The 24,634-nt window shown below is 71.6% G+C and carries 27 protein-coding genes and 1 pseudogene; 7 read left to right on the top strand and 21 right to left on the bottom strand.

What is annotated here, in order from left to right:
• The first annotated feature begins 7 nt into the window (after window positions 1-7).
• Genes QQM39_RS34210 through QQM39_RS34190 form a run of 5 tightly spaced genes read left to right on the top strand, consistent with a single transcriptional unit; the run spans window position 8 to window position 5,607 of the window.
• On the top strand, window positions 8-1,183 hold the full coding sequence (locus QQM39_RS34210) for an ADP-ribosylglycohydrolase family protein (RefSeq protein WP_302001427.1): 1,176 nt from the start codon (window positions 8-10) through the stop codon (window positions 1,181-1,183).
• Entirely contained in the window at window positions 1,171-2,652 is a 1,482-nt protein-coding gene (locus tag QQM39_RS34205) for an ADP-ribosylglycohydrolase family protein (protein WP_302001426.1), read from the top strand. The genes QQM39_RS34210 and QQM39_RS34205 overlap by 13 nt, the downstream gene beginning before the upstream one ends.
• Window positions 2,649-3,542 (top strand): ribokinase, encoded by an 894-nt coding sequence (gene rbsK / locus QQM39_RS34200; RefSeq protein WP_302001425.1) that lies wholly within the window; start codon window positions 2,649-2,651, stop codon window positions 3,540-3,542. Before QQM39_RS34205 ends, rbsK begins: the two co-directional genes overlap by 4 nt.
• Window positions 3,539-4,792: a CaiB/BaiF CoA-transferase family protein gene (locus QQM39_RS34195; protein ID WP_302001424.1), complete on the top strand. Its 1,254-nt coding sequence runs from the start codon at window positions 3,539-3,541 to the stop codon at window positions 4,790-4,792. Before rbsK ends, QQM39_RS34195 begins: the two co-directional genes overlap by 4 nt.
• Complete coding sequence (locus QQM39_RS34190; RefSeq protein ID WP_302001423.1) at window positions 4,789-5,607, top strand: CoA ester lyase; 819 nt, start codon at window positions 4,789-4,791, stop codon at window positions 5,605-5,607. The genes QQM39_RS34195 and QQM39_RS34190 overlap by 4 nt, the downstream gene beginning before the upstream one ends.
• A gap of 66 nt (window positions 5,608-5,673) precedes the next feature.
• On the opposite strand, the gene lgt is transcribed toward QQM39_RS34190, so the two are convergent.
• The 11 genes from lgt to hisI form a co-directional block, all read right to left on the bottom strand.
• Window positions 5,674-6,645 carry a prolipoprotein diacylglyceryl transferase gene (gene lgt / locus QQM39_RS34185; protein ID WP_302001422.1) on the bottom strand — a complete coding sequence of 324 codons (972 nt, stop codon included), beginning with the start codon at window positions 6,643-6,645 and terminating at the stop codon, window positions 5,674-5,676.
• 102 nt (window positions 6,646-6,747) lie between these two features.
• A complete protein-coding gene (locus QQM39_RS34180) occupies window positions 6,748-7,521 on the bottom strand; it encodes a thioredoxin domain-containing protein (protein ID WP_302001421.1) in 774 nt (257 codons plus the stop codon).
• A gap of 119 nt (window positions 7,522-7,640) precedes the next feature.
• Window positions 7,641-8,459, bottom strand: coding sequence for a tryptophan synthase subunit alpha (gene trpA / locus QQM39_RS34175; RefSeq protein WP_302001420.1), 819 nt, complete (start codon window positions 8,457-8,459; stop codon window positions 7,641-7,643).
• Window positions 8,456-9,739, bottom strand: a complete 1,284-nt coding sequence (gene trpB / locus QQM39_RS34170; protein ID WP_302001419.1) for a tryptophan synthase subunit beta — start codon at window positions 9,737-9,739, stop codon at window positions 8,456-8,458. The genes trpA and trpB overlap by 4 nt, the downstream gene beginning before the upstream one ends.
• 135 nt (window positions 9,740-9,874) lie before the next feature.
• The gene (gene trpM, locus QQM39_RS46315; protein ID WP_367669387.1) at window positions 9,875-10,048 is read right to left on the bottom strand and encodes a tryptophan biosynthesis modulator TrpM; all 174 of its coding nucleotides are present in this window, start codon (window positions 10,046-10,048) and stop codon (window positions 9,875-9,877) included.
• Between the two features lie 22 nt (window positions 10,049-10,070).
• Window positions 10,071-10,880 carry an indole-3-glycerol phosphate synthase TrpC gene (trpC, locus tag QQM39_RS34165; protein WP_302001418.1) on the bottom strand — a complete coding sequence of 270 codons (810 nt, stop codon included), beginning with the start codon at window positions 10,878-10,880 and terminating at the stop codon, window positions 10,071-10,073.
• 135 nt (window positions 10,881-11,015) lie between these two features.
• Window positions 11,016-11,456, bottom strand: a complete 441-nt coding sequence (locus tag QQM39_RS34160) for a DUF2752 domain-containing protein (protein ID WP_302001417.1) — start codon at window positions 11,454-11,456, stop codon at window positions 11,016-11,018.
• A 79-nt stretch (window positions 11,457-11,535) separates the two neighbouring features.
• Window positions 11,536-11,787, bottom strand: coding sequence for an HGxxPAAW family protein (locus tag QQM39_RS34155; RefSeq protein ID WP_302001416.1), 252 nt, complete (start codon window positions 11,785-11,787; stop codon window positions 11,536-11,538).
• A 225-nt stretch (window positions 11,788-12,012) separates the two neighbouring features.
• Window positions 12,013-12,654, bottom strand: coding sequence for a TIGR02234 family membrane protein (locus QQM39_RS34150; protein ID WP_302001415.1), 642 nt, complete (start codon window positions 12,652-12,654; stop codon window positions 12,013-12,015).
• Window positions 12,655-12,799: 145 nt separating this feature from the next.
• Window positions 12,800-14,287, bottom strand: a complete 1,488-nt coding sequence (locus tag QQM39_RS34145; RefSeq protein ID WP_302001414.1) for an anthranilate synthase component I — start codon at window positions 14,285-14,287, stop codon at window positions 12,800-12,802.
• Window positions 14,288-14,298: 11 nt separating this feature from the next.
• Window positions 14,299-14,715, bottom strand: coding sequence for a phosphoribosyl-AMP cyclohydrolase (hisI, locus tag QQM39_RS34140; protein ID WP_302001413.1), 417 nt, complete (start codon window positions 14,713-14,715; stop codon window positions 14,299-14,301).
• 131 nt (window positions 14,716-14,846) lie between these two features.
• On the opposite strand from hisI, the gene QQM39_RS34135 reads away from it, so the two are divergent.
• Entirely contained in the window at window positions 14,847-15,482 is a 636-nt protein-coding gene (locus QQM39_RS34135; protein WP_302001412.1) for a TIGR03085 family metal-binding protein, read from the top strand.
• Window positions 15,483-15,486: 4 nt separating this feature from the next.
• Here the strand turns inward: QQM39_RS34135 and QQM39_RS34130 are convergent, their stop codons facing one another.
• The 10 genes and pseudogenes from QQM39_RS34130 to hisD all read right to left on the bottom strand — a co-directional run bounded on the left by QQM39_RS34130 (window position 15,487) and on the right by hisD (window position 22,868).
• A complete protein-coding gene (locus tag QQM39_RS34130; RefSeq protein ID WP_302001411.1) occupies window positions 15,487-16,743 on the bottom strand; it encodes an MFS transporter in 1,257 nt (418 codons plus the stop codon).
• A gap of 10 nt (window positions 16,744-16,753) precedes the next feature.
• A pseudogene (locus tag QQM39_RS34125) lies at window positions 16,754-16,960 on the bottom strand (transcriptional regulator); the annotation flags it as partial.
• A gap of 149 nt (window positions 16,961-17,109) precedes the next feature.
• The gene (gene hisF, locus QQM39_RS34120; protein WP_302001410.1) at window positions 17,110-17,865 is read right to left on the bottom strand and encodes an imidazole glycerol phosphate synthase subunit HisF; all 756 of its coding nucleotides are present in this window, start codon (window positions 17,863-17,865) and stop codon (window positions 17,110-17,112) included.
• A 13-nt stretch (window positions 17,866-17,878) separates the two neighbouring features.
• Window positions 17,879-18,274 carry a RidA family protein gene (locus QQM39_RS34115; RefSeq protein ID WP_302001409.1) on the bottom strand — a complete coding sequence of 132 codons (396 nt, stop codon included), beginning with the start codon at window positions 18,272-18,274 and terminating at the stop codon, window positions 17,879-17,881.
• Window positions 18,271-18,996: a bifunctional 1-(5-phosphoribosyl)-5-((5-phosphoribosylamino)methylideneamino)imidazole-4-carboxamide isomerase/phosphoribosylanthranilate isomerase PriA gene (priA, locus tag QQM39_RS34110; RefSeq protein ID WP_217210200.1), complete on the bottom strand. Its 726-nt coding sequence runs from the start codon at window positions 18,994-18,996 to the stop codon at window positions 18,271-18,273. The genes QQM39_RS34115 and priA overlap by 4 nt, the downstream gene beginning before the upstream one ends.
• Before the next feature lie 4 nt (window positions 18,997-19,000).
• Window positions 19,001-19,645: an imidazole glycerol phosphate synthase subunit HisH gene (hisH, locus tag QQM39_RS34105; protein WP_302001408.1), complete on the bottom strand. Its 645-nt coding sequence runs from the start codon at window positions 19,643-19,645 to the stop codon at window positions 19,001-19,003.
• On the bottom strand, window positions 19,645-19,809 hold the full coding sequence (locus tag QQM39_RS34100; protein ID WP_033318048.1) for a hypothetical protein: 165 nt from the start codon (window positions 19,807-19,809) through the stop codon (window positions 19,645-19,647). Before QQM39_RS34100 ends, hisH begins: the two co-directional genes overlap by 1 nt.
• A gap of 4 nt (window positions 19,810-19,813) precedes the next feature.
• Window positions 19,814-20,407 carry an imidazoleglycerol-phosphate dehydratase HisB gene (gene hisB / locus QQM39_RS34095; RefSeq protein WP_015661105.1) on the bottom strand — a complete coding sequence of 198 codons (594 nt, stop codon included), beginning with the start codon at window positions 20,405-20,407 and terminating at the stop codon, window positions 19,814-19,816.
• Complete coding sequence (locus QQM39_RS34090; protein WP_302001406.1) at window positions 20,404-21,546, bottom strand: histidinol-phosphate transaminase; 1,143 nt, start codon at window positions 21,544-21,546, stop codon at window positions 20,404-20,406. Before QQM39_RS34090 ends, hisB begins: the two co-directional genes overlap by 4 nt.
• On the bottom strand, window positions 21,543-22,868 hold the full coding sequence (gene hisD, locus QQM39_RS34085; protein ID WP_302001405.1) for a histidinol dehydrogenase: 1,326 nt from the start codon (window positions 22,866-22,868) through the stop codon (window positions 21,543-21,545). The genes QQM39_RS34090 and hisD overlap by 4 nt, the downstream gene beginning before the upstream one ends.
• A 170-nt stretch (window positions 22,869-23,038) precedes the next feature.
• Here hisD and QQM39_RS34080 point away from each other — a divergent pair, with 170 nt between their 5' ends.
• Window positions 23,039-24,628 carry an oxidoreductase gene (locus QQM39_RS34080; RefSeq protein ID WP_302001404.1) on the top strand — a complete coding sequence of 530 codons (1,590 nt, stop codon included), beginning with the start codon at window positions 23,039-23,041 and terminating at the stop codon, window positions 24,626-24,628.
• The last annotated feature ends 6 nt before the right edge of the window (window positions 24,629-24,634 follow it).

Genomic DNA, 24,634 nt, shown 5'->3' with positions numbered 1-24,634 from the left:
TCGGGGCATGACGCCCAAAGCAGAAGAAAGCAGTGGTCCGCGTCTCGACGAGCGGATCACCGGCGCCCTGGTCGGCGCGGCGGTCGGCGACGCCCTCGGCGGCCCGGTGGAGGGCTACTCCCCCGACCAGATCCTTCAGCGCCACGGCGGCCGCGTCCACGGCATCGTCGGCCCCTGGAACGGCGACGCCTGGCGCACGGCCCGCCCCATCGCGCCGTACCACAAGGGCGACGGCCACGTCACCGACGACACCTTGATGACGCACGCACTGGTCCGCGTCTACGCCACGGTCCGCGACCACCTCGACGCGTACGCCGTCGCCGACCACCTGGTCCCGGACCTGATGACGACCCCGCGCTGGATCCCGGAACTGGAGGCGGAGGCCCTCCCCCTCCACCGCGTCTTCCTGGCGGAGAAATGGCTGGTGGCGCGCCTCCACTACGGCCACATCGACCCCCGCGAGGCGGGCGTCGGCAACATCGTCAACTGCGGTGCGGCGATGTACATGGCCCCGGTCGGCCTGGTCAACGCGGCCGACCCCAGGGCCGCGTACGCCGAGGCCCTGGACATCGCGGGCGCCCACCAGTCGTCGTACGGCCGCGAGGCGGCGGGCGTCTTCGCGGCGGCGGTCGCGGCGGCGTGCACCCCCGGGGCGACACCGGACTCGATCGTCACGGCCTGCCTGTCCCTGGCGAAGGACGGGACGAGGGCGGCGATCGAGAAGGTCTGCGAAGTGGCAAGCCACTACACGGACTTCGAGTCGGCCCTCACTCCGCTCCGGGAGGCGGTGACCCCGTACGACACGGTGGGCCCCGACTACCGGCAGCCCTCCCTCGGCGCCCGCCGCCCCTCCCGCCTGCACGCGATCGAGGAACTCCCCGTCGCGCTGGGGATGCTGGTCGTGGCGAACGGCGACTACCGCGCATCGGTCCTGGGCGCGGTGAACTACGGCCGGGACTGCGACTCGATCGCGACGATGGCCGGCGCCCTGTCCGGCGCCCTGGGCTCACCGCCCCCGGAGGACTGGTCGAAGACGGTCGCGGAAGCCAGCCGCCTGGACCTCTGGGAACCGCCGCGCGCGCTGACCGAGGTGACGAGGGAGATCCACGAACGGGACGTACGCCGCCGCCGGGCGCACGAGACGGCCTTCACCGCACTGGAGGGCCGAGGATGCTCCGACTGACGTGGGTCCAACCGGAGGACCTCCTGGGCCACGAACTCCGACAGGCAGCCCTGGACGGCCGGGAGCCGTCGAGGATCGCGGAGAGATGGAAGGCGGCGGGCGGTGGGGAGGCGCCCCTGCGGGCGGGGGCGTCACCGGAACCGGCGTCGCGCTATCTGCGCCAACTGGCAGAGGACTTGTTGGATGAACTGGCCGATCTACCAAGCAAGTTAGAGGACAAGGAACCCACCGACCTGGCCCGGATCAGGGCCAGCTGCTCAGCCTGGCCAGCTCTGGCTGCGGGCAGTCGTGCCGCTAGGGCGGCTCCCGACCCAAAGAGAGGCGGCACCCCGCCGGCGCAAGCGAGCGTCCCCACCCCCACAGCAACCCTCACCCAGGCCCGCCTGGAAGCCGCCTGGCTGGGCCGAGCAGTCGGCTGCCTCCTGGGCAAACCCGTCGAAAAACTCCCCCTCGAAGCCATCCGCCAACTAGCCGCAGCAACCGGCAACTGGCCCCTGACCACGTACTTCACCGCCAAAGGAGTCCCCGAGGAACTGGCCGCGGAATACCCCTGGAACCGCCGCTCAGCGAAAACCTCCCTCGCCGAAAACATCGACGGCATGCCCGAGGACGACGACCTCAACTACCCGCTCCTCAACCTCCTCCTCATCCAGCGCCACGGCAAAGCCTTCACCACCACCGACGTAGCCCGCCTCTGGCTCGACGAACTCCCACCAGGCCGCACCTTCACAGCCGAACGCATCGCCCACCGCAACCTCCTCCTCGGCATCGAACCCCCGCACACGGCCCGCCACCGCAACCCCTTCCGCGAATGGATCGGCGCCCTCATCCGCGCCGACGTCCACGGCTGGACCAACCCCGGCAACCCCGCCGCGGCGGCCGAACAGGCGCACCGGGACGCCACCCTCACCCACACCGCGAACGGCGTCTACGCGGCGATGTTCACGGCGGCCGTCATCGCCCAGGCGGCGACAGCGACCGGCCCCCACGCCATCCACACCTGCCTGAGCACCGGCCTCACGGTGATCCCCCCGGACTCCCGCCTGTCCCAGGCCGTCCGCCATGCCATCCAACTGGCGCAATCCCACGACGACTTCGACACGATCGTCGACGCACTCCACGCCACCTACTCCCCCACCCACCACTGGGTCCACGCCATCCCCAACACCGCCCTGATCACCGCCGCCCTCATCCACGCCCACGGTGACTTCACCGGCTCCATCTGCCGTGCCGTATCAGGAGGTTGGGACACCGACTCCAACGGCGCGACGGCGGGCAGCATCGCCGCCCTCCTCACCGGCACCCCCGCCGCCCTCCCCGACCGCTGGACGGCCCCCCTCAAGAACCGCCTCGCCACCTCCGTCGCCGACTTCAACGGCACCGGCTTCGACGCCCTGGCCCAACTCACCCACGAACTCACCGACGACCTCCCCCACGACCTCGCCCCCTTGGAGGCCACTCGCCCATGACCGACATCGTCGTGCTCGGCAGCACGAACATGGACCTCGTCACCTACGTCGAGAAGGCCCCGCAACGCGGGGAGACCGTGACGGGCCGGGAGTTCCGTACGATCCCCGGCGGCAAGGGCGCCAACCAGGCGATCGCGGCGGCCCGCGCCGGCGGCACCGTCACGATGATCGGCGCCGTCGGCAACGACGCCTTCGGCACCCGTCTGCGCTCCAATCTCGAACACTCCGGCGTCGACACCGACGACCTCCGCACGGCCGAGGGCCCGTCCGGCACCGCGCACATCGTCGTGGACGACGAGGGCGGCAACGCGATCGTCGTGATCCCCGGCGCGAACGGCACGCTGGACCATCTGAGCCCCGGCGACGAGGGCGTCATCGCCTCCGCCCAGACGCTGCTGCTTCAGCTGGAGATCCCGCTGGCCGCGGTCCTCGCCGGCGCGCAGGCGGCCCGCCGCCACGGCGTCCGTACAATCCTCACCCCCTCGCCCGCCCAACCGCTCCCCCACGAACTCCTCGCCGCCATCGACCTGTTGGTCCCCAACGAGCACGAGGCCACCACCCTCACCGGCCGCACCGAACCCCGGGAGGCGGCCATCGCGCTGCTCGACCAGGTACCCGAGGTCGTCATCACCCTGGGCGCGGCCGGCAGCCTGTACGCCACCCGCGGCGCCGACCCCGTGACCGTCCCGGCGCCGAAGGTCACCGCCGTCGACTCCACCGGCGCCGGCGACACCTTCGTCGGCGCCCTCGCGGTGGCCCTCGGCGAGGGACGGCCGATGCGGGAGGCGCTGGCGTGGGCGGCAGAGGCCGCGGCACTGTCGGTGCAGCGGGAGGGCGCCTCGGTGTCGATGCCGTACCGGCCCGAGATCGACGCGCGGTACGCCGCATGACCGCGCCCGGCCCCCGGCCCCGTACCGCCCCTGCCCCTGCCCCTGCCCCTCTCCGTACCGTCCCTGCCCCTCCCCTGACCGGCCTGCGCGTCCTCGACCTCGCCACCCTCTTCGCCGGCCCCCTCGCCGCCACGATGCTCGGCGACTTCGGCGCGGAGGTCATCAAGGTCGAGCACCCCGCGAAACCGGACCCCTCCCGCGGCCACGGCCCGTCGAAGGACGGCGTAGGCCTGTGGTGGAAGGTCCTCGGCCGCAACAAGCGCACGATCACCCTCAACCTCTCCAAGCCCGGCGGGCGCGCCACCCTGCTCCGCCTGGCCGCGACCGCCGACGTCGTCATCGAGAACTTCCGCCCGGGCACCCTGGAGAAATGGGACCTGGGCTGGCCGGAGCTCTCCGCCGCCAACCCCCGCCTGATCCTCACCCGCGTCACCGGCTTCGGCCAGTTCGGCCCCTACGCCCACCGCCCCGGCTTCGGCACCCTCGCCGAGGCGATGAGCGGCTTCGCCGCGCTCACCGGCGAACCGGACGCGCCCCCGACCCTCCCGCCCTTCGGCCTGGCCGACTCGATCGCCGGCCTCGCGACCGCGTACGCGGTGCTGACGGCACTGGCCGCCCGCGACCGCACCGGCGAGGGCCAGGTCGTCGACATGGCGCTCATCGAGCCGATGCTGCTGGCCCTCGGCCCCCAGCCGACCTGGTACGACCAACTGGGCTACGTCCAGGAACGCACCGGCAACCGCTCCGCCAACAACGCCCCACGCAACACCTACCGCACCGCGGACGGCACCTGGGTCGCCGTCTCCACCTCCGCCCAGTCGATCGCCGAGCGCGTGATGCACCTGGTGGGACGCCCCGACCTGATCGACGAACCGTGGTTCGCGACGGGCGCCGACCGGGCCCGCCACGCCGACGTCCTGGACAAGGCGGTCGGCGACTGGATCGCCCGCCACACCCGCGCCGACGTCCTCGCGGCCTTCGAGAAGGCGGAGGCCGCGGTGGCCCCGATCCAGGACGTACGCGAGGTGATGACCGACCCCCAGTACGCGGCCCTCGGCACGATCACCACCGTCGACGACCCCGAACTCGGTCCCCTGCGCATGCAGAACGTCCTCTTCCGTCTCTCCGCCACCCCCGGCACGATCCGCTGGCCGGGCCGCCCGCATGGCGCGGACACGGACGAGATCCTCACCGACCTGGGCCTGACCCCCACCGAACTGGCGGCCCTGCGCGAGGAGGGCGCCCTGTGACGGCCTGCCCCCTCACCTGGCTGTACGCGCCGGGCGACCGGCCCGCGGTGGTGGCGAAGGCGCTCGTCTCCGGAGCGGACGTCGTCGTGATCGACCTGGAGGACGCGGTCGCCCCCGACCGCAAGGAGTACGCCCGTGAGGCCACCGCCGAGCTTCTCTCCCAGCCGCAACCGGTACCCGTCCACGTCCGGGTGAACGCCCTGGACGGTCCGCTGGCGCCGGCGGACCTGTGGGCGGTGGCACACCTGCCGGGCGTCTCCGGCCTCCGCCTCCCGAAGGTGACATCGGCCGAGCAGGTCACCTGCATCGTGGAGACCTTCGGCAGAACACCCCCGCTGTACGCCCTCCTCGAAACAGCCGTCGGCATCGAACACGCCTACGCGATCGCCTCCGCCCATCCGTCCCTGCGCGGTATCTCCCTGGGCGAGGCGGATCTACGGGCCGACCTGGGCGTACAGGAGGACGCGGGCCTCGACTGGTCCCGATCGCGCGTCGTCGTGGCGGCCAGAGCAGCCGGACTGCCCCCTCCGCCCCAGTCCGTCCACCCGGACATCCGCGACCTGGAGGGCCTGGCGGCGTCCTGCGCCCACGGCCGCGCCCTGGGCTTCCGGGGCCGGGCGGCCATCCACCCCCGCCAACTCCCGGTGATCGAACGGGCCTACCTCCCCACGGAGGCGGAACTGGAACAGGCGGAGACGATCCTCAAGGCAGCGGCGACAGAACACGGCGCCCAGGCCCTGCGGGACGGAACCTTCATCGACGCGGCGGTGGTGGCAGCGGCCCAGCGCACCCTGTCACTGGCCCGCAGGCGCTGACCACGCCGGACACACAACGAGGGCGCCCGGACAGTCCCGAGCGCCCTCGTCACGTAGAGCCGAGCGTCACGTCTTCTTCGTCGCCGACTCGGCCTTGTCGCTGGGTTCCTTCCCGTCCTCCGCGTCCGACGCGTCCGCCTCGGCCTTCTCGCTCTCGGCCTTCCCGGCGTCGGCCTCGGTACCGCCCTCGACCTCACCGTCGGCCTCACCGCCGACGGAAGCCGCTCCCGGCTCGACGACGGCTTCCCTGCCGGGCCGCTTCTTCGCCGACACCACGAGGTACGCCACCGCGAGCAGGAACACGATCAGCGCGGTCCAGACGTTCAGCCGCAGGCCCAGGATGTGGTGGGCATCGTCGACACGCATGTACTCGATCCACGCGCGGCCCGAGCAGTACGCGGCGACGTACAGTGCGAACGCCCGCCCGCGCCCCAGCTTGAAGCGGCGGTCGGCCCAGATCACCAGCAGCGCGACGCCGATGCACCACAGGGATTCGTACAGGAACGTCGGGTGATAGGTGCCCGGCATCCGCCCGTCCGCGGAGGACGTGATCTCCAGGGCCCAGGGGACATCCGTCCGCCGCCCGTACAGCTCCTGGTTGAACCAGTTGCCCCAGCGCCCGATCGCCTGGGCGAAGGCGATCCCGGGGGCGACGGCGTCGGCGTACGCGGGCAGCGGGATGCCCCGGCGGCGGCAGCCGATCCACGCGCCCAGCGCGCCGAGCGCGATCGCACCCCAGATACCGAGGCCGCCCTCCCAGATCTTGAAGGCGTCCACCCAGTCGCGGCCCTCGCTGAAGTACAGCTCGTAGTCCGTGATCACGTGGTAGAGACGCCCGCCGAGGAGGCCGAAGGGCACGGCCCAGACCGCGATGTCGGCCACCGTGCCGGCTCGCCCGCCCCGGGCGATCCAGCGTTTGTTGCCGAGCCAGACGGCTACGAAGACACCGATGATGATGCAGAACGCGTAGCCGCGCAGCGGGACGGGGCCGAGGTACAGCACCCCGCGCGACGGGCTGGGAATGTAGGCAAGTTCCATGGCAAGGTCGACGCTACCCTGCCGGGCGGCAGCGATGGCAGGCAGCCCGGCTACGGGTCCATAACGGGCAGCGCCTCGATCAGGCCCTGCCCCGCGGGAGCTTCACCCCTTGGCGGCCTCCTCCACCATCTGCTTCAGCTTCGCCGGCGTCATCGTCTGGTCCTGGTAGATGTTCTTGCCGTTCAGCAGCACCGTCGGCGTGCCGCTGAAGCCGCCCTTCTGGAACGCCTCGTTGGACTTGTTGACCCAGCTGTTGTGCGTACCGTCCTCGACGCACTTGCGGAAGGCGGGCGTGTCCAGGCCCTTGACCTTGCCCGCGAGCTCCAGGAGCTTGCTGTTCTTGGCGAAGGCGTCGTCGACCTCGGGAGGCTGGTTCTGGTACAGCACGTCGTGGTACGGCGTGAACTTCCCGGTGTCCTGGGCGCAGGCCGCGGCATTGGCCGCGTTGCGGGAGCCGGTGCCGCCCATGTTGCCGTCGATGATCGTCGCCAGGTGGTAGTCGACCTTGAGCTTGCCGGACTCCGTCAGCTCGTGGATCGTCGATCTGTACGCGTCCTCGAAGGACTTGCAGGCCGGGCAGCGGAAGTCCTCCCAGACGGTGAGCGTCGACTTGGCGCTCTCCTCGCCCACCGGGATCGCGAGCCCGTCCTTGCCCTGTGCCCCCGAGGGCCCGACCACCGGCCCCGCCTCACTGCTGTCGTCCTTGCCGGCGTTCGCCGCGACGACTCCGATCACCGCCGCGAGGCCCAGGACGCAGACGACGCTGGCGCCGACGATCAGCGTACGGCGCCGCCTGTCGGCGGCCTTCTGCTTCTCACGCTCGACCGCCAGCCGCTCCCGGGCGGTCCGCTTTCCGTCACGATTCTTTTCGCTCACACCCGCAGAACGAACCGGGGAGGCGCAGCGCGCCTCCCCGGTCTCAGGTCCACCCGTTCGAGCGACTCGTACGGAATGACCTTCTTCTGAAGATGTCTCCTACGGCCGCAGGGCGCTTCCTACGCCTGCCCGCGCACGCCCTTCGCCAGCTCGCCGGCGAGCGTGCGCACGGCCTCGACGCCGGCCGCGTCGTCCGGCGCGTCCAGCATCCGCTTGACGAAGGCCGAGCCGACGATCACGCCGTCGGCGAAGCCGGCGACCTCGGCGGCCTGCTCGGCACTGGAGACGCCGAGCCCGACGCAGACGGGCAGGTCGGTGCCGGTGGCCCGGGTGCGCTCGACCAGGTCCTGCGCCTGCGCGCCCACGGACTCACGGGTACCCGTGACGCCCATCAGCGAGGCGGCGTAGACGAAGCCGCTGCCCGCCGCGGTGATCTGCCCGAGCCGCTCGTCCTTGCTGCTGGGCGCCACGACGAAGACCGTCGCGAGCCCGTGCTTCTCGGCGTGCTCCCTCCACAGGGCCGACTCCTGGACGGGCAGGTCGGGCAGGATGCACCCGGCGCCGCCCGCCTCGGCGAGCTCGGCGGTGAAGCGCTCGACGCCGTAGCGGTCGATGGGGTTCCAGTACGTCATGACGAGGATCGGCTTCCCGGTGGCCTCGTAGGCCTCCTTGACCGTGCGCATGACGTCCGCGATCTTGACCCCGCCGCGCAGGGCGATGTCGTCGGCGGTCTGGATGACGGGGCCGTCGAGGACGGGGTCGCTGTGCGGCAGACCCACCTCCACGACATCCGCGCCCCCGTCGAGTACGGCCTTGATCGCCTCGATGCCGCCGTCCACGGTCGGGAACCCCGCCGGGAGGTAGGCGATGAGGGCGGAGCGGCCCTCGGCCTTGGCAGCGTGCAGGGTGTCCGTCAACAGCTGGATGTTGCCGCTCACTTGGCGTCCCCCTCGATCTCCGCGACATCGGCCGCGTTGGCAGCGACTTCGGCATCGGTGTCGTACAGGCCGAAGTAGCGCGCGGCGGTGTCCATGTCCTTGTCGCCGCGCCCGGACAGGTTGACCACGATCAGCCCGTCCTTGCCCAGTTCCTTGCCGACATCGAGGGCGCCCGCGAGGGCGTGTGCGCTCTCGATGGCCGGGATGATGCCCTCGGTGCGCGACAGCAGGCGCAGGGCCTGCATGGCCGCGTCGTCGGTGACCGCGCGGTACTCGCCGCGGCCGGTGTCCTTGAGGTAGGAGTGCTCGGGGCCGATGCCGGGGTAGTCCAGGCCTGCCGAGATCGAGTACGGCTCGGTGATCTGGCCCTCCTCGTCCTGCAGGACGTAGGAGCGGGAGCCGTGCAGGATGCCGGGCTCGCCGGCGGTCAGCGTGGCCGCGTGCTCACCGGTCTCGACGCCGTGCCCGGCGGGCTCGCAGCCGATGAGGCGTACGTCCGTGTCCGGGATGAAGGCGTGGAAGAGACCGATGGCGTTGGAGCCGCCGCCGACGCAGGCGACGGCGGCGTCGGGGAGGCGGCCGGCGCGCTCCAGGAGCTGACGGCGTGCCTCGACGCCGATCACGCGGTGGAAGTCGCGGACCATGGCGGGGAAGGGGTGCGGGCCGGCGACCGTGCCGAAGAGGTAGTGCGTGTGGTCGACGTTCGCCACCCAGTCGCGGAACGCCTCGTTGATGGCGTCCTTGAGGGTGCGGCTGCCGGACTTCACGGCGATGACCTCGGCGCCGAGCATGCGCATCCGGGCCACGTTGAGGGCCTGGCGCTGGGTGTCGATCTCGCCCATGTAGATCGTGCAGTCGAGGCCGAACAGCGCGCAGGCCGTGGCGGTCGCGACGCCGTGCTGACCGGCACCGGTCTCGGCGATGACCCGGGTCTTGCCCATGCGCTTGGTGAGCAGGGCCTGGCCGAGCACGTTGTTGATCTTGTGAGAGCCGGTGTGGTTGAGGTCCTCGCGCTTGAGGAACACGCGGCAGCCACCGGCGTGCTCGGCGAAACGAGGCACCTCGGTGAGGGAGCTGGGGCGACCGGTGTAGTTGACGAGCAGGTCGTCGAGCTCCCGGGCGAACTCGGGGTCGTGCTTGGCCTTGTCGTACTCGACGGCCACCTCGTCCACGGCGGCGACGAGGGCCTCCGGGATGAACTTGCCGCCGAACGCGCCGAAGTAGCCTTCGGCGCTGGGAACCTGGCCCTCGGGGTCAGGGATGAAGAACTCGCTGGGCATGCGGAAACCTCACGGTGAGTGTGTGTGAATGCACTAATCGCCGTGGGGGCGGGGCTTTGTCAGTCGGCTACCGGCCGGCTGTGGCTTGTCGCGCACGCGCGGCGGTAGCCGCAAATCAGGCAGAGTCCCGCGCCCCTAAGGGGCGCGCTGCCATCGACGGCCGTTCACCTGCCCAGGCTCGTCACCGATGACGTAACGGACCCTGCGACCATGCACCCTGCGCGCGGGCGCGCGGCAACCCCGGGGACGGCAGCCGCGCGCGAGGCGGGCGTACGGGTCCCGGGTCGTCAGGGTGGTCGGGAGAGTCATCGGGGTTAAGCCTAGCGGGTGATCAGCCGCGGCCGTGCCGCAATGCGGGATGTTCCCCCGCCGCCACCAGGTCGGCGACCGCCGTCTTCGGGTCCTTGCCCGTGACCAGGGACTCGCCGACCAGGACCGCGTCGGCGCCGGCGTTGGCGTACGCGATGAGGTCGTGCGGGCCCCGGACGCCGGATTCGGCCACCTTGACGAGGCCCGAGGGGATCTCGGGCGCGACGCGCTCGAACGTCCCGCGGTCGACCTCCAGGGTCTTCAGGTTCCGCGCGTTGACACCGATGATCTTCGCGCCCGCGTCCACGGCACGCTCGACCTCGTCCTCGTCGTGCACCTCGACCAGCGGGGTCAGGCCGATGGACACGGCCCGCTCGATCAGCGACTCCAGCGCCGACTGGTCGAGGGCCGCGACGATCAGCAGGGCGAGGTCGGCGCCGTACGCCCGGGCCTCCCACAGCTGGTACGACGTGACGATGAAGTCCTTGCGCAGGACCGGGATGTCCACGCGCGCGCGGACCGCCTCCAGGTCGGCCAGCGAGCCGCCGAAGCGGCGCTCCTCGGTGAGGACGGAGATGACGGCCGCGCCGCCCGCCTCGTAGTCCGCGGCGAGTCCGGCCGGGTCGGCGATAGCGGCCAGCGCACCCTTGGAGGGGCTGGAGCGCTTGACCTCGCAGATGACCTTGACGCCGTCGCCCTTCAGCGCGGCGACGCCGTCCTTGGCCGCGGGAGCCTTCGCCGCGCGCTCCTTGAGCTCGTCGAGGCTGACGCGCGCCTGCCGCTCCGCGAGGTCGGCACGGACTCCGTCGATGATCTCGTCGAGCACACTCACGCGAGCGGCCCCCTTCCAGACGGTCGGTTGTGAAAGCGATGCGAAAACTATGGTCACTGCGATGGTATCCGGAGGAGGGCGTAGGCCTCGCATCCAGTTGACGCCGGTCCCACTACCTGGACGTTCTCCGGTTGATCAAGGGTGTAGCCAGCCACCGAAGGGCAGGTTCCGGACAACGGTGAAGACCAGCAGCAATGCCCCCACGGCCCGCAGCTGCACCGGCGAGAGAACGAGGCTGATCGGCCGCCCTCGGACCGCCCGGACCACCCAGACGGTCCACACCACGGCGAAGAGCCCATAGCCGACGACAGCGAGCGCGTTGTCCTGGAGTGCCGCCGCGAAGTCCCCGTGGACGACGGCGTGCGCACTGCGCAGTCCGCCGCAGCCGGGACAGTAGATGCCGGTGAACCGCAGGAGCGGACAGGCGGGGTAGTGGCCGGGCTCGTTCGGGTCCACGGTCCCCACGTACGCGAAGGCGCCGACGACGGCCGCGAGCACCCCGGCCGGGACGGCCAGTCGCCCCAGCACGGCACCGGACCCGGTCGACCTCCGGTTGTCGGCGTTCACGTCCTGCATTGTCCCCTCCGAACGCGCGGGAGGGGCGCCCCTGGCACCCATCGGCACCGGGTCGCCCCTCAGCGAAGTCGTACGCGCCTCAGCTCTCGACGGTCGCCGTCTCGCGCTCCTGCGTCGTGAGCAGCGCCTTGTGCGCGTCCTTCGGCTGGCCCATGCCCATCGCGCTCATGATCCAGCCGACGACGCCACCGAGGACCACGACGCCCAGGCCGGCCCAGAAACCCGCGGGCTGGGCCATCACCATGAAGGCGCCCGAGACGCAGAAACCGATGAAGGCGATCGTGACACCGGTCCAGGCGGCCGGGGTGTGACCGTGGCTGCTGCCCGCCATTGCTTGCTCCTCGTTGCTGAAGTACATGTCCGAGCCGGACGCTCGCTGCCATTGTCGCGCACGCGTGAGCATGAGGTGATCGGGGGTAGCCCTCACGGGTCGACACCGGGGGGCTGCAGCGCCCCTGAGGGGGGCGCGGCTGTGTCGATATGCGGCTACCGCCGCGTGCGCGCGACCAGCCCCCACCGACCCGCAGCTTCATAACGGCCCTCCCGAGCGGAGCCGCTACGCGCCGGTCGGGTCCTCGCCCCGGTCGAGGGCCTTCCAGAGCTCCTCGGGCCGGTCGGGGTCGGCGGCCGGGGCCTTGCGGCGCGGGCGGGGGGTGCCGCCGCGCTCGTAGCGGCCGGACATCCCGGGCCACAGCCGGCCGTAGCGCAGGGCCAGCAGTCCGGCGAGCAGGATCAGGGCGCCGCCGACGGCCGCGACGTACGGCCAGGCGGTGTGGGTGAGGGCCTGGACGGTGGCCGAGGTGTCGCCGGAGGCCTGCGCGGCCTTCTCGTCCAGCGCGGAGCTGTCGGAGGCGCCGAGCAGGGCCGCGGCGACGGTGCCGGCGCCGGAGAGCGCGAGGAGTCCGGCGACCATGAAGCGGCCGGCCCTGCGGACGGCGAAGACGGCGACGAGCGCGGCGAGCCCCACTATGGCCAGGGCCGCGGGGACGCCCGTGACGTCGCTGCCCTTGGCGGTCAGGGGGAACGCGCCGCCGGCCACTGTCGCGGTGCCCTCCGACCAGCGCTGCCGGGTGGCGAGCAGCGCCACGGCCGCGCCGAGCGCGCCGCACAGCAGGGCAACGGCAAGACTCATACGGCCGGCCCGGGCGGAACCGGGGGCTTCGGAACGGGGGTGCGGAACAGCAGTCACGTACTCCACTATCACCCGGGCCCCGAACGATCAGTCACCCGGGGTTCGATGAGAGGGCTCCCCGGGTTCAGGTGGGGCCGCCGCCCGGGGCACGCACGGCAGGTACCGGACCCCGCGGGACGCGCCCGGGTTCACGCTCGGCGGCCACCCTGGTTCACGTGAGTCGGTTCGCCGTGTGTACCGCCCGCAGTACCGCCGCCGCCTTGTTCCGGCACTCGGTGTCCTCGGCGACCGGGTCCGAGTCGGCGACGATGCCCGCGCCCGCCTGGACGTACGCCGTGCCGTCGCGCAGCAGGGCCGTACGGATCGCGATGGCCGTGTCGGAGTCGCCCGCGAAGTCGAGGTAGCCGACGCAGCCGCCGTACAACCCCCGCCTGGACGGCTCGAGTTCGTCGATGATCTGCATGGCCCGGGGCTTGGGCGCGCCGGAGAGCGTGCCCGCCGGGAAGCAGGCCGTCAGGACGTCGAAGGCCGTGCGGCCGGGTGCCACGCGTCCCGTCACGGTCGAGACGATGTGCATCACGTGCGAGTACCGCTCGATGGACATGAAGTCGACGACCTCGACCGAACCCGGCTCGCAGACCCGCCCGAGATCGTTGCGGCCGAGGTCGACCAGCATGAGGTGCTCGGCGCGTTCCTTGGGGTCGGCGAGCAGCTCGTCGGCGAGGGCCTGGTCCTCCTGCGGGGTGGCGCCGCGCCAGCGCGTCCCGGCGATGGGGTGGACCATCGCCTGCCCGTCCTCGACCTTCACCAGGGCCTCGGGGGACGAGCCGACGACGTCGAAGCCGTCGAAGCGGAACAGGTACATGTACGGGGAGGGATTGGTCGCCCGCAGCACCCGGTAGACATCCAACGCGCCGGCCGTGCACGGCGTTTCGAAGCGCTGGGAGGGGACCACCTGGAAGGCCTCGCCGGCCCGGATGCGTTCCTTGATGTCGTCGACGGCCTCCTGGAAGTCCTCGCCGCCCCAGAGGGCTGTGTACTCGGGCAGCTCGGAGGGCGGGAGCACGGCCGGCGGCTGGGCGACCGGGCGCGACAGGTCGGCCTGCATGGCGTCGAGGCGGGCCACCGCGTCCGCGTAGGCCTCGTCGATGCCCGTGTCGCGGTCGTTGTGGTTGATCGCGTTGGCGATCAGCAGGACCGAGCCCTCCCAGTGGTCCATGACGGCCAGGTCACTGGTGAGCAGCATGGTCAGCTCGGGCAGCTTGAGATCGTCCCGGTCGCCGGGGCCGATCTTCTCCAGGCGGCGCACGATGTCGTAGCCGAGGTAGCCGACCATGCCGCCGGTGAAGGGCGGCAGGTTCAGGTCGTGGGCGAGGTCGCGCGGGGTGTGCAGGGCCTCGATGGTGGCGCGCAGGGCGGCGAGCGGGTCGCCCTCGACGGGGACGCCGACGGGCGGGGAGCCGAGCCAGTGGGCCTGGCCGTCCCGCTCGGTGAGGGTCGCCGACGAACGGACGCCCACGAATGAGTAGCGGGACCACGAGCGGCCGTTCTCCGCGGACTCCAGCAGGAACGTGCCGGGGCGCTCGGCGGCGAGCTTGCGGTAGAGCGCGACCGGGGTGTCGCCGTCGGCGAGGAGCTTGCGGGTGACCGGGATGACACGGCGGTCGGTGGCCAGCTTGCGGAACGTCTCGAGGTCCATGGCGGCTGACCTTACTGATCCGAGACCGGTACGCCGGAATCGGCGCCCTCGGTCTCCTTGAGCAGCACATCCACGTCGAAGCAGGTGCGCGCGCCGGTGTGGCAGGCGGCGCCGACCTGGTCGACCTGGACGAGCACGGTGTCGGCGTCGCAGTCGAGGGCGACGGACTTGACCCACTGGAAGTGGCCGGAGGTGTCGCCCTTGACCCAGTACTCCCGGCGGCTGCGCGACCAGTAGGTGCAGCGGCCGGTGGTGAGCGTGCGATGCAGCGCCTCGTCGTCCATCCAGCCGAGCATCAGCACCTCACCGGTGTCGTACTGCTGGGCGATGGCGGGCAGGAGTCCGTCCGCGCTGCGCTTGAGGCGCGCGGCGATCTCGGGGTCCAGCCGGCTGGGCTGACGGGGCGTACTCGTGGTCATGCCTGCCATTGTGCCGCCTGCCACTGACAGTGACGGTCCGATGTCCACTGAGTGGATAGGGGCGGCGCGCAGCGCCACGATGAGGGGTGGTGGTCGGGCGACGGGTGGGCGGACTTGTCACGTGGTCGTAGGCTGACTGCATGTCGACCTTCGCCAAGCGTGAACGACTTCTCCTGGCCGACCTCTTGGAGGCCGAGGGCCCGGACGCCCCCACCCTCTGCGAGGGGTGGACGACCCGCGATCTCGCCGCGCACGTGGTGGTGCGCGAGCGCCGCCCCGACGCCGCCGCGGGCATGCTGCTCAAGCAGCTCGCGCCGCGCCTGGACAAGGCGATGGAGGAGTTCGCGGCGAAGCCGTACGAGGAACTGATCCAGCTCATCCGCACCGGTCCGCCGCGCTTCTCGCCGTTCCAGCTCAAGCAGATCGACGAGTTGTCGAACACGATCGAGTTCTACGTCCACACGGAGGACGTCCGCCGCGCCCAGCCGGACTGGACGCCCCGCGAACTCGACCCGGTCTTCCAGGACGCCCTCTGGTCCCGCCTGGAGCGTTCCGCCCGTCTGATGGGCCGCGGCGCGCCCACGGGCCTGGTGCTGCGCCGCCCGAACGGCCAGACGGCGGTCGCCCACCGGGGCACGCCGGTCGTCACGGTGACCGGCGAGCCGTCGGAGCTGCTGCTCTTCGCCTACGGCCGCCAGGACGCCGCCGACGTCGAACTGGACGGCGACAAGGACGCGATCTCGAAGCTGCACGAGGGGAAGCAGCTCGGGATCTGAGAGGTCACTTCGGGAGTTCGGCGCGGCGTAGGCCGGGCACGCCCAGGGCGATCACTCCGCCCAGCCCGCACACCGCCGCGCTGACCACGAAGACCGGGCCGGTGCCCCAGGCGCCGATGGCGGCGGCGGACAGGGGCATGCTGAGCGGCGCGAAACCGAGGCTGACCAGCCCTGAGACGGCGGTGACGCGGCCCAGGTAGGCGGCGTCGGCCTGGGTCTGCAGCAGGGCGCCGCACATGGCGCCGCTGAGACCGGCGAGCAGTCCGATGAGCAGGGCGACCCCGACGGCCGCGATCACGCCGGGCACGAAGGCCAGGGCACCGATCGCGACCGCCCCCGCGAGGATCGCCCACCCCGCCACCTGCCCGGCGTGCGGCAGGCGTCCGCGCACGGTCAGCAGCAGGGACGCGGCACCCGCGCCGACGCCGAAGCCGGCGAGCACCCAGCCCATTCCGGAGGCGCCCCAGCCCCGCTCGTCGGCGAGCAGCGCCAGGCCGACGTTGAGCGGGCCGACGAAGCCGAGGTCGCCGAGGGCGATGGCCAGCATCAGCGGAGCGAGCACCCGGTGGTGCCGGACGTAGCCGAGGCCGGCCACCAGATCGCGCCACGCGGTGCCGCCCGGCGAGACCGCCTTGTCGTCGGCGGGCAGCTCCCGCATCCGCACGGAGACCAGCAGCGGCACCGACACCGCGATGAGCAGCCCGGCGAGGCCGAACGCGGCCGCCGCGCCCCCGACCGCGACCCCTAGACCGCCGAGCGGACCGCCGACGACGCTCGCGAACCGGATCCCGAGGCCCCGCATGCCCTGCACGCGCGCGAGCTGGTCGCGTGTCGTCACGCGCGCGGGGAGCGCGCCCACGGCCGGCATGAAGACGGCGTCGACGGTGCCGAAGACCAGGGCGAGCGCGGCCAGCGGCCACAGGCCCGGGGTGGTGAGGAACAGCAGCCCCGCCACCGCGACGACGGCCGCGCACCGCACCACGTCACTGCCGATGACGACCCTGCGCGGCCCGAGCCGGTCGGCGATCACTCCCCCGCCCAGCATCAGCAGCGCCCGCGGCAGGGCGCTCACCGCCATGACCACTCCGGCCTGGGACGGCGAACCGGCCTGTACGGCCGCCCAGGAGAGGGCGATGTAGTAGACGCTGTCGCCCATCATCGAGGAGGTGTAGGCGGCGAGCCAGCGCAGGACGTTGGGGTCGCGGTGGGCGGGGCGCTCCGCGCCGGGAGTGGCCTCTGCGGCGGTGAGCGTCGAAGGCACGTCGGTCCTCTCAGGTCCGGAACGGGAAGGCGTACGGGTGTACCGCGACGTTCTGGTTGCCCTCGGTGTCTCCTGCGGCGTCGGCGGCGCGGCCGTGCTCTCTGCTCGGCGAAGAGCCGGCTCGCGGCCGTGTGTGCGGCCGCCTTTCGGGAGCGTCGCGGAAGTCCTCGTCCCGGATGCTCACCTCGTCCGACGCCGGCCGCCACCAGCGCTCCCGGCGCGGGCATCCTGAGGGAGCGCCATGGGCGTCCGCCTGCATGAGGCTGGGCAGCGGTAGGGCCCGGCCACGCCGTGGCCGGGCCCTACCTGCGGTCTCCCGAATCAGTCACGCACGTGTCGAGGAACCCGGCGGCACTCAGCGGAGCGTCACCGCACAGCGTGACCCGCCCCGCGCAACGCGTCCTTCACCTCGCCGATCCGCAGATCCCCGAAGTGGAACACCGACGCCGCGAGCACCGCGTCCGCGCCCGCCTCGATGGCCGGCGGGAAGTCGGCGAGCTTGCCGGCGCCGCCGGAGGCGATGACCGGGACCGTCACGTGCTTGCGTACGGCCTGGATCATCTCCAGGTCGTAGCCGTCCTTCGTGCCGTCCGCGTCCATCGAGTTGAGCAGGATCTCGCCCGCGCCCAGCTCGGCGGCGCGGTGCGCCCACTCGACGGCGTCGATGCCGGTGCCCTTGCGGCCGCCGTGGGTGGTGACCTCGAAGGTGCCTTCAGGAGTGCGCCGCGCGTCGACCGACAGCACCAGCACCTGGCGCCCGAAGCGCTCGGCGATCTCGCGGATCAGGTCCGGGCGGGCGATCGCGGCGGTGTTCACACCCACCTTGTCGGCGCCGGCCCGCAGCAGCTTGTCCACGTCCTCGGCCGTGCGGACGCCGCCGCCGACCGTCAGCGGGATGAACACCTGCTCGGCCGTACGGCGCACCACGTCGTACGTGGTCTCGCGGTTGCCCGACGAGGCGGTGATGTCCAGGAACGTCAGCTCGTCGGCGCCCTCGGCGTCGTACACCTTGGCCATCTCGACGGGGTCGCCCGCGTCGCGCAGGTTCTGGAAGTTGACGCCCTTGACGACCCGGCCGTTGTCCACGTCCAGGCAGGGGATGACTCGGACCGCCAGGGTCATGAAACCGGCTCCTCTAACGTCCTCTGAATGCTTCTATTTCCACTTCGACCAGGATGCGTGAGTCCACGAAACCCTCCACGACGAGCAACGTCGAGACCGGGCGCACCGTGTCGAAGAACTCCTTGTGGGCCCGGCCCACCGCGTCCACGTCCCGCGCGTGGGTCAGGTACATCCTGGTACGGATCACGGACTCGACGCCGAGTCCGAACTCGCCGAGCGCGTCCAGCGCACTGGTGAAGGCCACCGTGGCCTGCTCGTACGGGTCGCCCTCGCCGTACAGGACGTCGCCCTTGAAGGAGGTCGTGCCCCCCACCAGGACACGGTCCCCCGCCGCGACGGCACGTGCGAAACCGAAGGACTCTTCCCAGGGACTTCCGCTCTGCACGCGCCGTACGGCATCGGACGTCATGACGAGACAACCTCCAGGGCCTCTTCCAGGGTGAACGCCTTCGCGTACAGGGCCTTCCCGACGATGGAGCCCTCGACACCGAGCGGGACCAGCTCGGCGATCGCCCGCAGGTCGTCCAGGGACGAGACGCCGCCGGAGGCGACCACCGGGCGGTCCGTCGCCGCGCAGACGTTCTTCAGCAGCTCCAGGTTCGGGCCCTGCAGCGTGCCGTCCTTGGCGATGTCCGTGACGACGTACCGCGCGCAGCCCTCGCTGTTGAGGCGCTCCAGCGTCTCGTAGAGGTCGCCGCCGTCGCGGGTCCAGCCGCGGCCGCGCAGGGTCGTGCCGCGTACGTCGAGGCCGACGGCGATCTTGTCGCCGTGCTCGGCGATGACCTTGGCGACCCACTCGGGGGTCTCCAGGGCGGCCGTACCGAGGTTCACGCGCGTGCAGCCGGTGGCGAGCGCGGCGGCCAGGGAGGCGTCGTCGCGGATGCCGCCGGACAGCTCGACCTTGATGTCCATCGCCTTGGCGACCTCGGCGATCAGCTCCCGGTTGTCGCCGGTGCCGAAGGCGGCGTCCAGGTCGACGAGGTGCAGCCACTCGGCGCCCGAACGCTGCCAGGCCAGGGCGGCCTCCAGCGGGGAGCCGTAGGAGGTCTCGGTGCCGGACTCGCCGTGCACGAGGCGGACGGCCTGGCCGTCGCGGACGTCGACAGCGGGGAGGAGTTCGAGCTTGGCCATGTCTCTACAGGGTTCCGATCCAGTTGGTGAGCAGCTGCGCTCCGGCGTCGCCGGACTTCTCGGGGTGGAACTGCGTGGCCCACAGGGCGCCGTTCTCCACGGCGGCCACGAAGGGCTTGCCGTGCGTCGACCAGGTGACCTTGGGTGCCTGCATCAGCGGGTTGTGCACCTCCAGGGCCCAGTCGTGGACCGCGTAGGAGTGCACGAAGTAGAAGCGCGCGTCGGCGTCCAGACCGGCGAACAGCTCGGTGCCGGCCGCCACGTCCACGGTGTTCCAGCCCATGTGGGGCACGATGTCGGCCTGGAGCGGCTCGACCGAGCCGGGCCACTCGCCGAGGCCCTCGGTCTCGACGCCGTGCTCGATGCCCCGCGCGAACAGGATCTGCATGCCGACGCAGATACCCATCACCGGGCGCCCGCCGGCCAGTCGCCGCTCGACGATCCAGTCGCCGCGCGCCTCCTTCAGGCCCTGCATGCAGGCCGCGAAGGCGCCGACGCCGGGCACCAGCAGGCCGTCGGCGTTCATGGCCTTGTCGAAGTCGCGCGTGATCTCGACGTCGGCTCCCGCGCGCGCGAGGGCGCGTTCGGCGGAGCGGACGTTGCCGAAGCCGTAGTCGAAGACGACGACCTTCTTCGAGACGGTGCTCATCAGTTCCACACCTCCAGCCTCAGGATGCCCGCGACGAGACACATCGCGGCGCCGATCGAGAGCAGCACGATGAGGCTCTTCGGCATCTGCTGCTTGGCGAACGAGATGATCCCGCCGACGAGGAAGAGGCCGACGACGATCAGGACGGTGGACAGCCCGTTCATGGGGTTACAGCGCACCCTTCGTGGAGGGAAGGATGCCCGCCGCGCGCGGGTCGCGCTCGGACGCGTACCGCAGGGCCCGGGCCAGCGCCTTGAACTGGCACTCCACGATGTGGTGGGCGTTGCGCCCGTACGGCACGTGCACGTGCAGCGCGATCTGCGCCTGGGCGACGAAGGACTCCAGGATGTGCCGGGTCATCGTGGTGTCGTACTCGCCGATCATCGGCGCCATGTTCTCGGGCTCGGTGTGCACGAGGTACGGGCGGCCGGACAGGTCGACGGTGACCTGGGCGAGGGACTCGTCCAGCGGGACCGTGCAGTTGCCGAATCGATAAATCCCCACCTTGTCGCCGAGCGCCTGCTTGAAGGCGGCGCCCAGTGCGAGGGCGGTGTCCTCGATGGTGTGGTGCGAGTCGATGTGCAGGTCGCCCTCGGTCTTCACGGTCAGGTCGAACAGACCGTGCCGGCCGAGCTGGTCGAGCATGTGGTCGTAGAAGCCGACGCCGGTCGACACATCGACCTTGCCGGACCCGTCGAGGTCGATCTCGACGAGGACCGAGGTCTCCTTGGTGACTCGCTCCACGCGTCCTACGCGGTTCATGCGCTCTGCTCCTTCGGGGGTGTGGGGGTGTCCCCCACAAGACACTGCAACTCACGTACCGCGTCGAGGAACGCGTCGTTCTCTTCGGGGGTTCCGGCGGTGACCCGCAGCCACCCCGGCACGCCGTTGTCCCGGACCAGCACGCCCCGGTCGAGGATCTTCTGCCAGGCGGCATGCGCGTCGTCGAACCGTCCGAACTGCACGAAGTTGGCGTCCGACGGCGTGACGTCGTAGCCGAGGGCAAGCAGCTCGCCCACCAGCCGGTCCCGCTCCGACTTGAGCTGCTCGACGTACTTCAGCAGCGTGTCGGTGTGCTCCAGGGCGGCCAGGGCGGTCGCCTGGGTGACGGCCGACAGGTGGTAGGGCAGCCGTACGAGCTGGACGGCGTCCACGACCGCCGGGTGCGCGGCGAGATAGCCGAGGCGCAGGCCGGCGGCGCCGAAGGCCTTGGACATCGTGCGGGAGACGACGAGATTCGGCCGACCTTCGAGCAGCGGCAGCAGCGAGTCGCCGTGGCTGAACTCGATGTACGCCTCGTCGACCACGACCATGGAGGGCTTGGCGGCCTGCGCGGCCTCGTACAGCGCGAGGACGGTCTCGGGAGGGACCGCGGTGCCCGTGGGGTTGTTGGGGGTGGTGATGAAGACGATGTCGGGCCGGTGCTCGGCGATCGCCTTCTCGGCGGCCGGGAGGTCGATCGTGAAGTCCTCGTTCCGCGGGCCGGAGATCCAGCCGGTGCCGGTGCCGCGCGAGATGAGGCCGTGCATCGAGTACGACGGCTCGAAGCCGATGGCCGTACGCCCCGGTCCGCCGAAGGTCTGCAGCACCTGCTGGAGGACCTCGTTGGAGCCGTTGGCCGCCCAGACGTTCGCGAGGCCCACCTCGTGACCGGACGTGTCCGTCAGGTACTCGGCGAGCCGGGTGCGCAGCTCCACCGCGTCCCGGTCGGGGTAGCGGTTGAGGTTGCGGGCCGCCTCACGGACGCGCTCGGCGATCCGTTCGACCAGCGGCTCGGGCAGCGGGTAGGGGTTCTCGTTGGTGTTCAGCCGTACGGGGACGTCCAACTGGGGCGCGCCGTAAGGGGACTTGCCGCGCAGCTCGTCCCGTACGGGGAGATCGTCGATACGTACGTCGCTCACTTGCTCTCGGGTACCTTCCAGCCGAACCTCGCCTTGATCGCCGCGCCGTGCGCCGGCAGATCCTCCGCCTCCGCCAGCGTGACCACGTGATGCGCGACCTCGGCCAGCGCGTCCTTCGTGTAGTCGACGATGTGGATGCCCCGGAGGAAGGACTGCACGGACAGGCCGGAGGAGTGGCAGGCGCAGCCGCCGGTCGGCAGCACGTGGTTGGACCCGGCGGCGTAGTCGCCGAGCGAGACCGGCGCCCAGGGGCCGATGAAGATCGCGCCGGCGTTGCGCACCCGGTCGGCCACGGCGGCCGCGTCGGCCGTCTGGATCTCCAGGTGCTCGGCGCCGTACGCGTCGACGACCCGAAGCCCCTCCTCGACCCCGTCGACCAGGACGATCGCGGACTGCCTGCCCTTGAGGGCCGGGACGATCCGGTCGTCGATGTGCTTGCTGGCCGCGACCTGCGGCTCCAGCTCCTTCTCCACCGCGTCGGCGAGCTCCACGGAGTCGGTGACGAGGACGGCGGCGGCGAGCGGGTCGTGCTCGGCCTGGCTAATCAGGTCGGCGGCGACGTGCACCGGGTCGGCGGTGGCGTCGGCCAGGATCGCGATCTCGGTCGGGCCCGCCTCGGCGTCGATGCCGATCTTGCCGGTGAAGTAGCGCTTGGCGGCGGCGACCCAGATGTTGCCGGGGCCGGTGACCATGTTGGCGGGCGGGCAGGACTCGGTGCCGTACGCGAACATCGCGACGGCGGTCGCGCCACCGGCGGCGTACACCTCGTCGACGCCGAGCAGCGCGCACGCGGCGAGGATCGTCGGGTGCGGGAGGCCGTTGAACTCGGCCTGGGCAGGCGAAGCGAGGGCGATCGACTCGACGCCGGCCTCCTGGGCCGGGACGACGTTCATGACCACGGAGGAGGGGTAGACGGAGCGGCCGCCGGGCGCGTACAGCCCGACGCGGTCGACCGGCACCCACTTCTCGGTGACCGAGCCGCCCGGCACGACCTGCGTGGTGTGCGTCGTACGGCGCTGCTCGCGGTGGACGAGACGGGCGCGCCGGATGGACTCCTCCAGGGCCGCACGGACGGCCGGGTCGAGCCCCTCCAACGCGCGCGTGAGCGCCGCGGCCGGCACCCGCACCTGGTCGAGCTTCACCCCGTCGAACTTCTCCGCGAAGTCGATCAGCGCCGCGTCACCCCGATGATGCACGGCCTCGCAGATCGGACGCACCTTCTCCAGGGCGGCCTGAACGTCGAAGTCGGCTCGGGGCAGCAGGTCGCGCAGGGCGGGGCCCTCGGGAAGGGCGTCGCCGCGCAGATCGATTCGGGAGATCACGGGCTCAATTCTCTCAGACCCGGGTCCGGCGTCGTTCGCGCGTATCAATGGCTGATACAGAACGCCCCGGGAACCCGGAAGATCACCTTCACGTCTAGCGTTCGGGGCGTCACTCAGCGGGCATGAACAGTTGTACGAACCCATGAGTAGATGAGGGGGATGGGCGAAACGTGACCGAAGGTGCCGGCCTCCGTGACGGAGACCTGCCGGACGACCTGCCGAACGACCTGACCGCCGCCGAACTCGGCATGTGGCAGGCCTTCCGCAACGGCAGCGTGTACGACCTGAGCAGCGGCGACACGGTCGTCGACGACCCGCACGGCGGGCATCCGTGGGGAGAGGAGCGGACCGTACGCGCGCGGATCATCTGCTGGCTGCTGCTGGACGGGCCCCCCGCCCTCGCGGGCCGGGTGTCGTCGCTGAAGCTCGTCGGCGTGCGGATCAGCGACACGATGGACCTCGCGGGCGGCACGGTGGTGCCGTACGTGGAGATGCGCGGCTGCCGCTTCGACCAGGAGATCCGGCTGCCGGAGGCGCGTTTCACGACCGTGCGACTGGTGGACTGCGCGGTGCCGCGCCTGGAGGCGGCCCGGGTGCACACCGAGGGTGATCTGCACCTGCCGCGCTGCCGCTTCCAGGGCGGCATCCGGCTCACCGACGCGCAGATCGGCACGGATCTGCTGCTCAACCAGGCCATCGTCTACCGCGACCGCAGCGGCCGCTCGATCGCCGCGGACGGCATCAGCGTCGGCCAGGACCTCCAGGCCGAGATGCTGGAGTCGCACGGTGAGATGAGCCTGCGCGGCGCCAACATCGGCGTGTCGCTGAGCCTGCGGGGCGCCCGGCTGGTCAACCCGTACACGCGGCTCGCGCTGAACGCCCCCCAGCTCACCGTCGGGCGCACCCTGTACCTGACTCCGGCGGGCGTCGGCAGTCCGCTGCTGAGCGGCCGTACACCCGCGCGCGGGACGCGCATCCAGCGCTTCGCGTGCCAGGGCGGGGTGCGGCTGGACGACGGGCGGTTCGGGGACGCGGTCGACCTGGAGCGGGCCCGGTTCACCTTCTCGGACGAGCAGGAGCTGTCCCTGCGCCGCATCCAGACGCCCGAGCTGCGCTTCCTCGGGGAGCGGCCGGAGCGCGGCCGGGTGGTGCTGTCCGGGGCACGGGTCGTCAACCTGATGGACCGGGCGGACGCCTGGCCGGGCCCGGGTCTGCTGCACATGGGTGGCTTCAGCTACGAGAACCTCGTGCCGCGCGGCCCGTTCCCGCTGGAGAGACGGCTGGAGTGGGTGGCCGCCGCGACCGCCGAGTACAACCCGGAGCCGTACGAACTGCTGGCCTCCGTGCTGCGCAACGGCGGTGAGGACGAGGACGCGCGCGAGGTGCTGCTCGCCAAGCAGCGCCGGCGCCGCGAGACGCTGCCCCCCGCGGCCAAGCTGTGGGGGTACGCGCAGGACTGGATGGTCGCCTACGGCTATCGGCCGGGCCGCGCCGCCGTGTGGATGGCGGTGGTGTGGGCGGCGAGTTCGGTGGCCTTCGCGTACGCCGATCCTCCACCGCTCAAGGGCGGCGAGCATCCGACCTGGAGCCCGGCCCTGTTCGCCCTGGACCTGCTGCTGCCGGTCATCGACCTGGGCCAGGCCGGGTTCTGGCAGCTGAGCGGCGCCTGGCAGTGGCTGGCCGCGGCGATGATCCTGCTGGGGTGGATCCTGGCCACGACGGTGGCGGCGGGGGCGACACGCACGCTGCGGCGGAGCTGACCCGCC

The sequence above is a fragment of the Streptomyces sp. DT2A-34 genome, from assembly GCF_030499515.1.
Lineage (GTDB): Bacteria > Actinomycetota > Actinomycetes > Streptomycetales > Streptomycetaceae > Streptomyces.
The sequence above is the reverse complement of the archived record's forward strand: the minus strand, read 5'-3'. Positions and strand labels throughout refer to the sequence as shown.

Bases quoted from the DNA above. Each gene is read 5' to 3' on its own strand.
- QQM39_RS34210 (WP_302001427.1), top strand. From the start codon at position 8: ATGACGCCCAAAGCAGAAGAAAGCAGTGGTCCGCGTCTCGACGAGCGG.
- QQM39_RS34205 (WP_302001426.1), top strand. From the start codon at position 1,171: ATGCTCCGACTGACGTGGGTCCAACCGGAGGACCTCCTGGGCCACGAA.
- rbsK (WP_302001425.1), top strand. From the start codon at position 2,649: ATGACCGACATCGTCGTGCTCGGCAGCACGAACATGGACCTCGTCACC.
- QQM39_RS34195 (WP_302001424.1), top strand. From the start codon at position 3,539: ATGACCGCGCCCGGCCCCCGGCCCCGTACCGCCCCTGCCCCTGCCCCT.
- lgt (WP_302001422.1), bottom strand. From the start codon at position 6,645: ATGGAACTTGCCTACATTCCCAGCCCGTCGCGCGGGGTGCTGTACCTC.
- trpB (WP_302001419.1), bottom strand. From the start codon at position 9,739: ATGCCCAGCGAGTTCTTCATCCCTGACCCCGAGGGCCAGGTTCCCAGC.
- trpM (WP_367669387.1), bottom strand. From the start codon at position 10,048: ATGACTCTCCCGACCACCCTGACGACCCGGGACCCGTACGCCCGCCTC.
- QQM39_RS34160 (WP_302001417.1), bottom strand. From the start codon at position 11,456: ATGCAGGACGTGAACGCCGACAACCGGAGGTCGACCGGGTCCGGTGCC.
- QQM39_RS34155 (WP_302001416.1), bottom strand. From the start codon at position 11,787: ATGGCGGGCAGCAGCCACGGTCACACCCCGGCCGCCTGGACCGGTGTC.
- QQM39_RS34145 (WP_302001414.1), bottom strand. From the start codon at position 14,287: ATGGACCTCGAGACGTTCCGCAAGCTGGCCACCGACCGCCGTGTCATC.
- hisI (WP_302001413.1), bottom strand. From the start codon at position 14,715: ATGGCAGGCATGACCACGAGTACGCCCCGTCAGCCCAGCCGGCTGGAC.
- QQM39_RS34135 (WP_302001412.1), top strand. From the start codon at position 14,847: ATGTCGACCTTCGCCAAGCGTGAACGACTTCTCCTGGCCGACCTCTTG.
- hisF (WP_302001410.1), bottom strand. From the start codon at position 17,865: ATGACCCTGGCGGTCCGAGTCATCCCCTGCCTGGACGTGGACAACGGC.
- QQM39_RS34115 (WP_302001409.1), bottom strand. From the start codon at position 18,274: ATGACGTCCGATGCCGTACGGCGCGTGCAGAGCGGAAGTCCCTGGGAA.
- priA (WP_217210200.1), bottom strand. From the start codon at position 18,996: ATGGCCAAGCTCGAACTCCTCCCCGCTGTCGACGTCCGCGACGGCCAG.
- hisH (WP_302001408.1), bottom strand. From the start codon at position 19,645: ATGAGCACCGTCTCGAAGAAGGTCGTCGTCTTCGACTACGGCTTCGGC.
- QQM39_RS34100 (WP_033318048.1), bottom strand. From the start codon at position 19,809: ATGAACGGGCTGTCCACCGTCCTGATCGTCGTCGGCCTCTTCCTCGTC.
- hisB (WP_015661105.1), bottom strand. From the start codon at position 20,407: ATGAACCGCGTAGGACGCGTGGAGCGAGTCACCAAGGAGACCTCGGTC.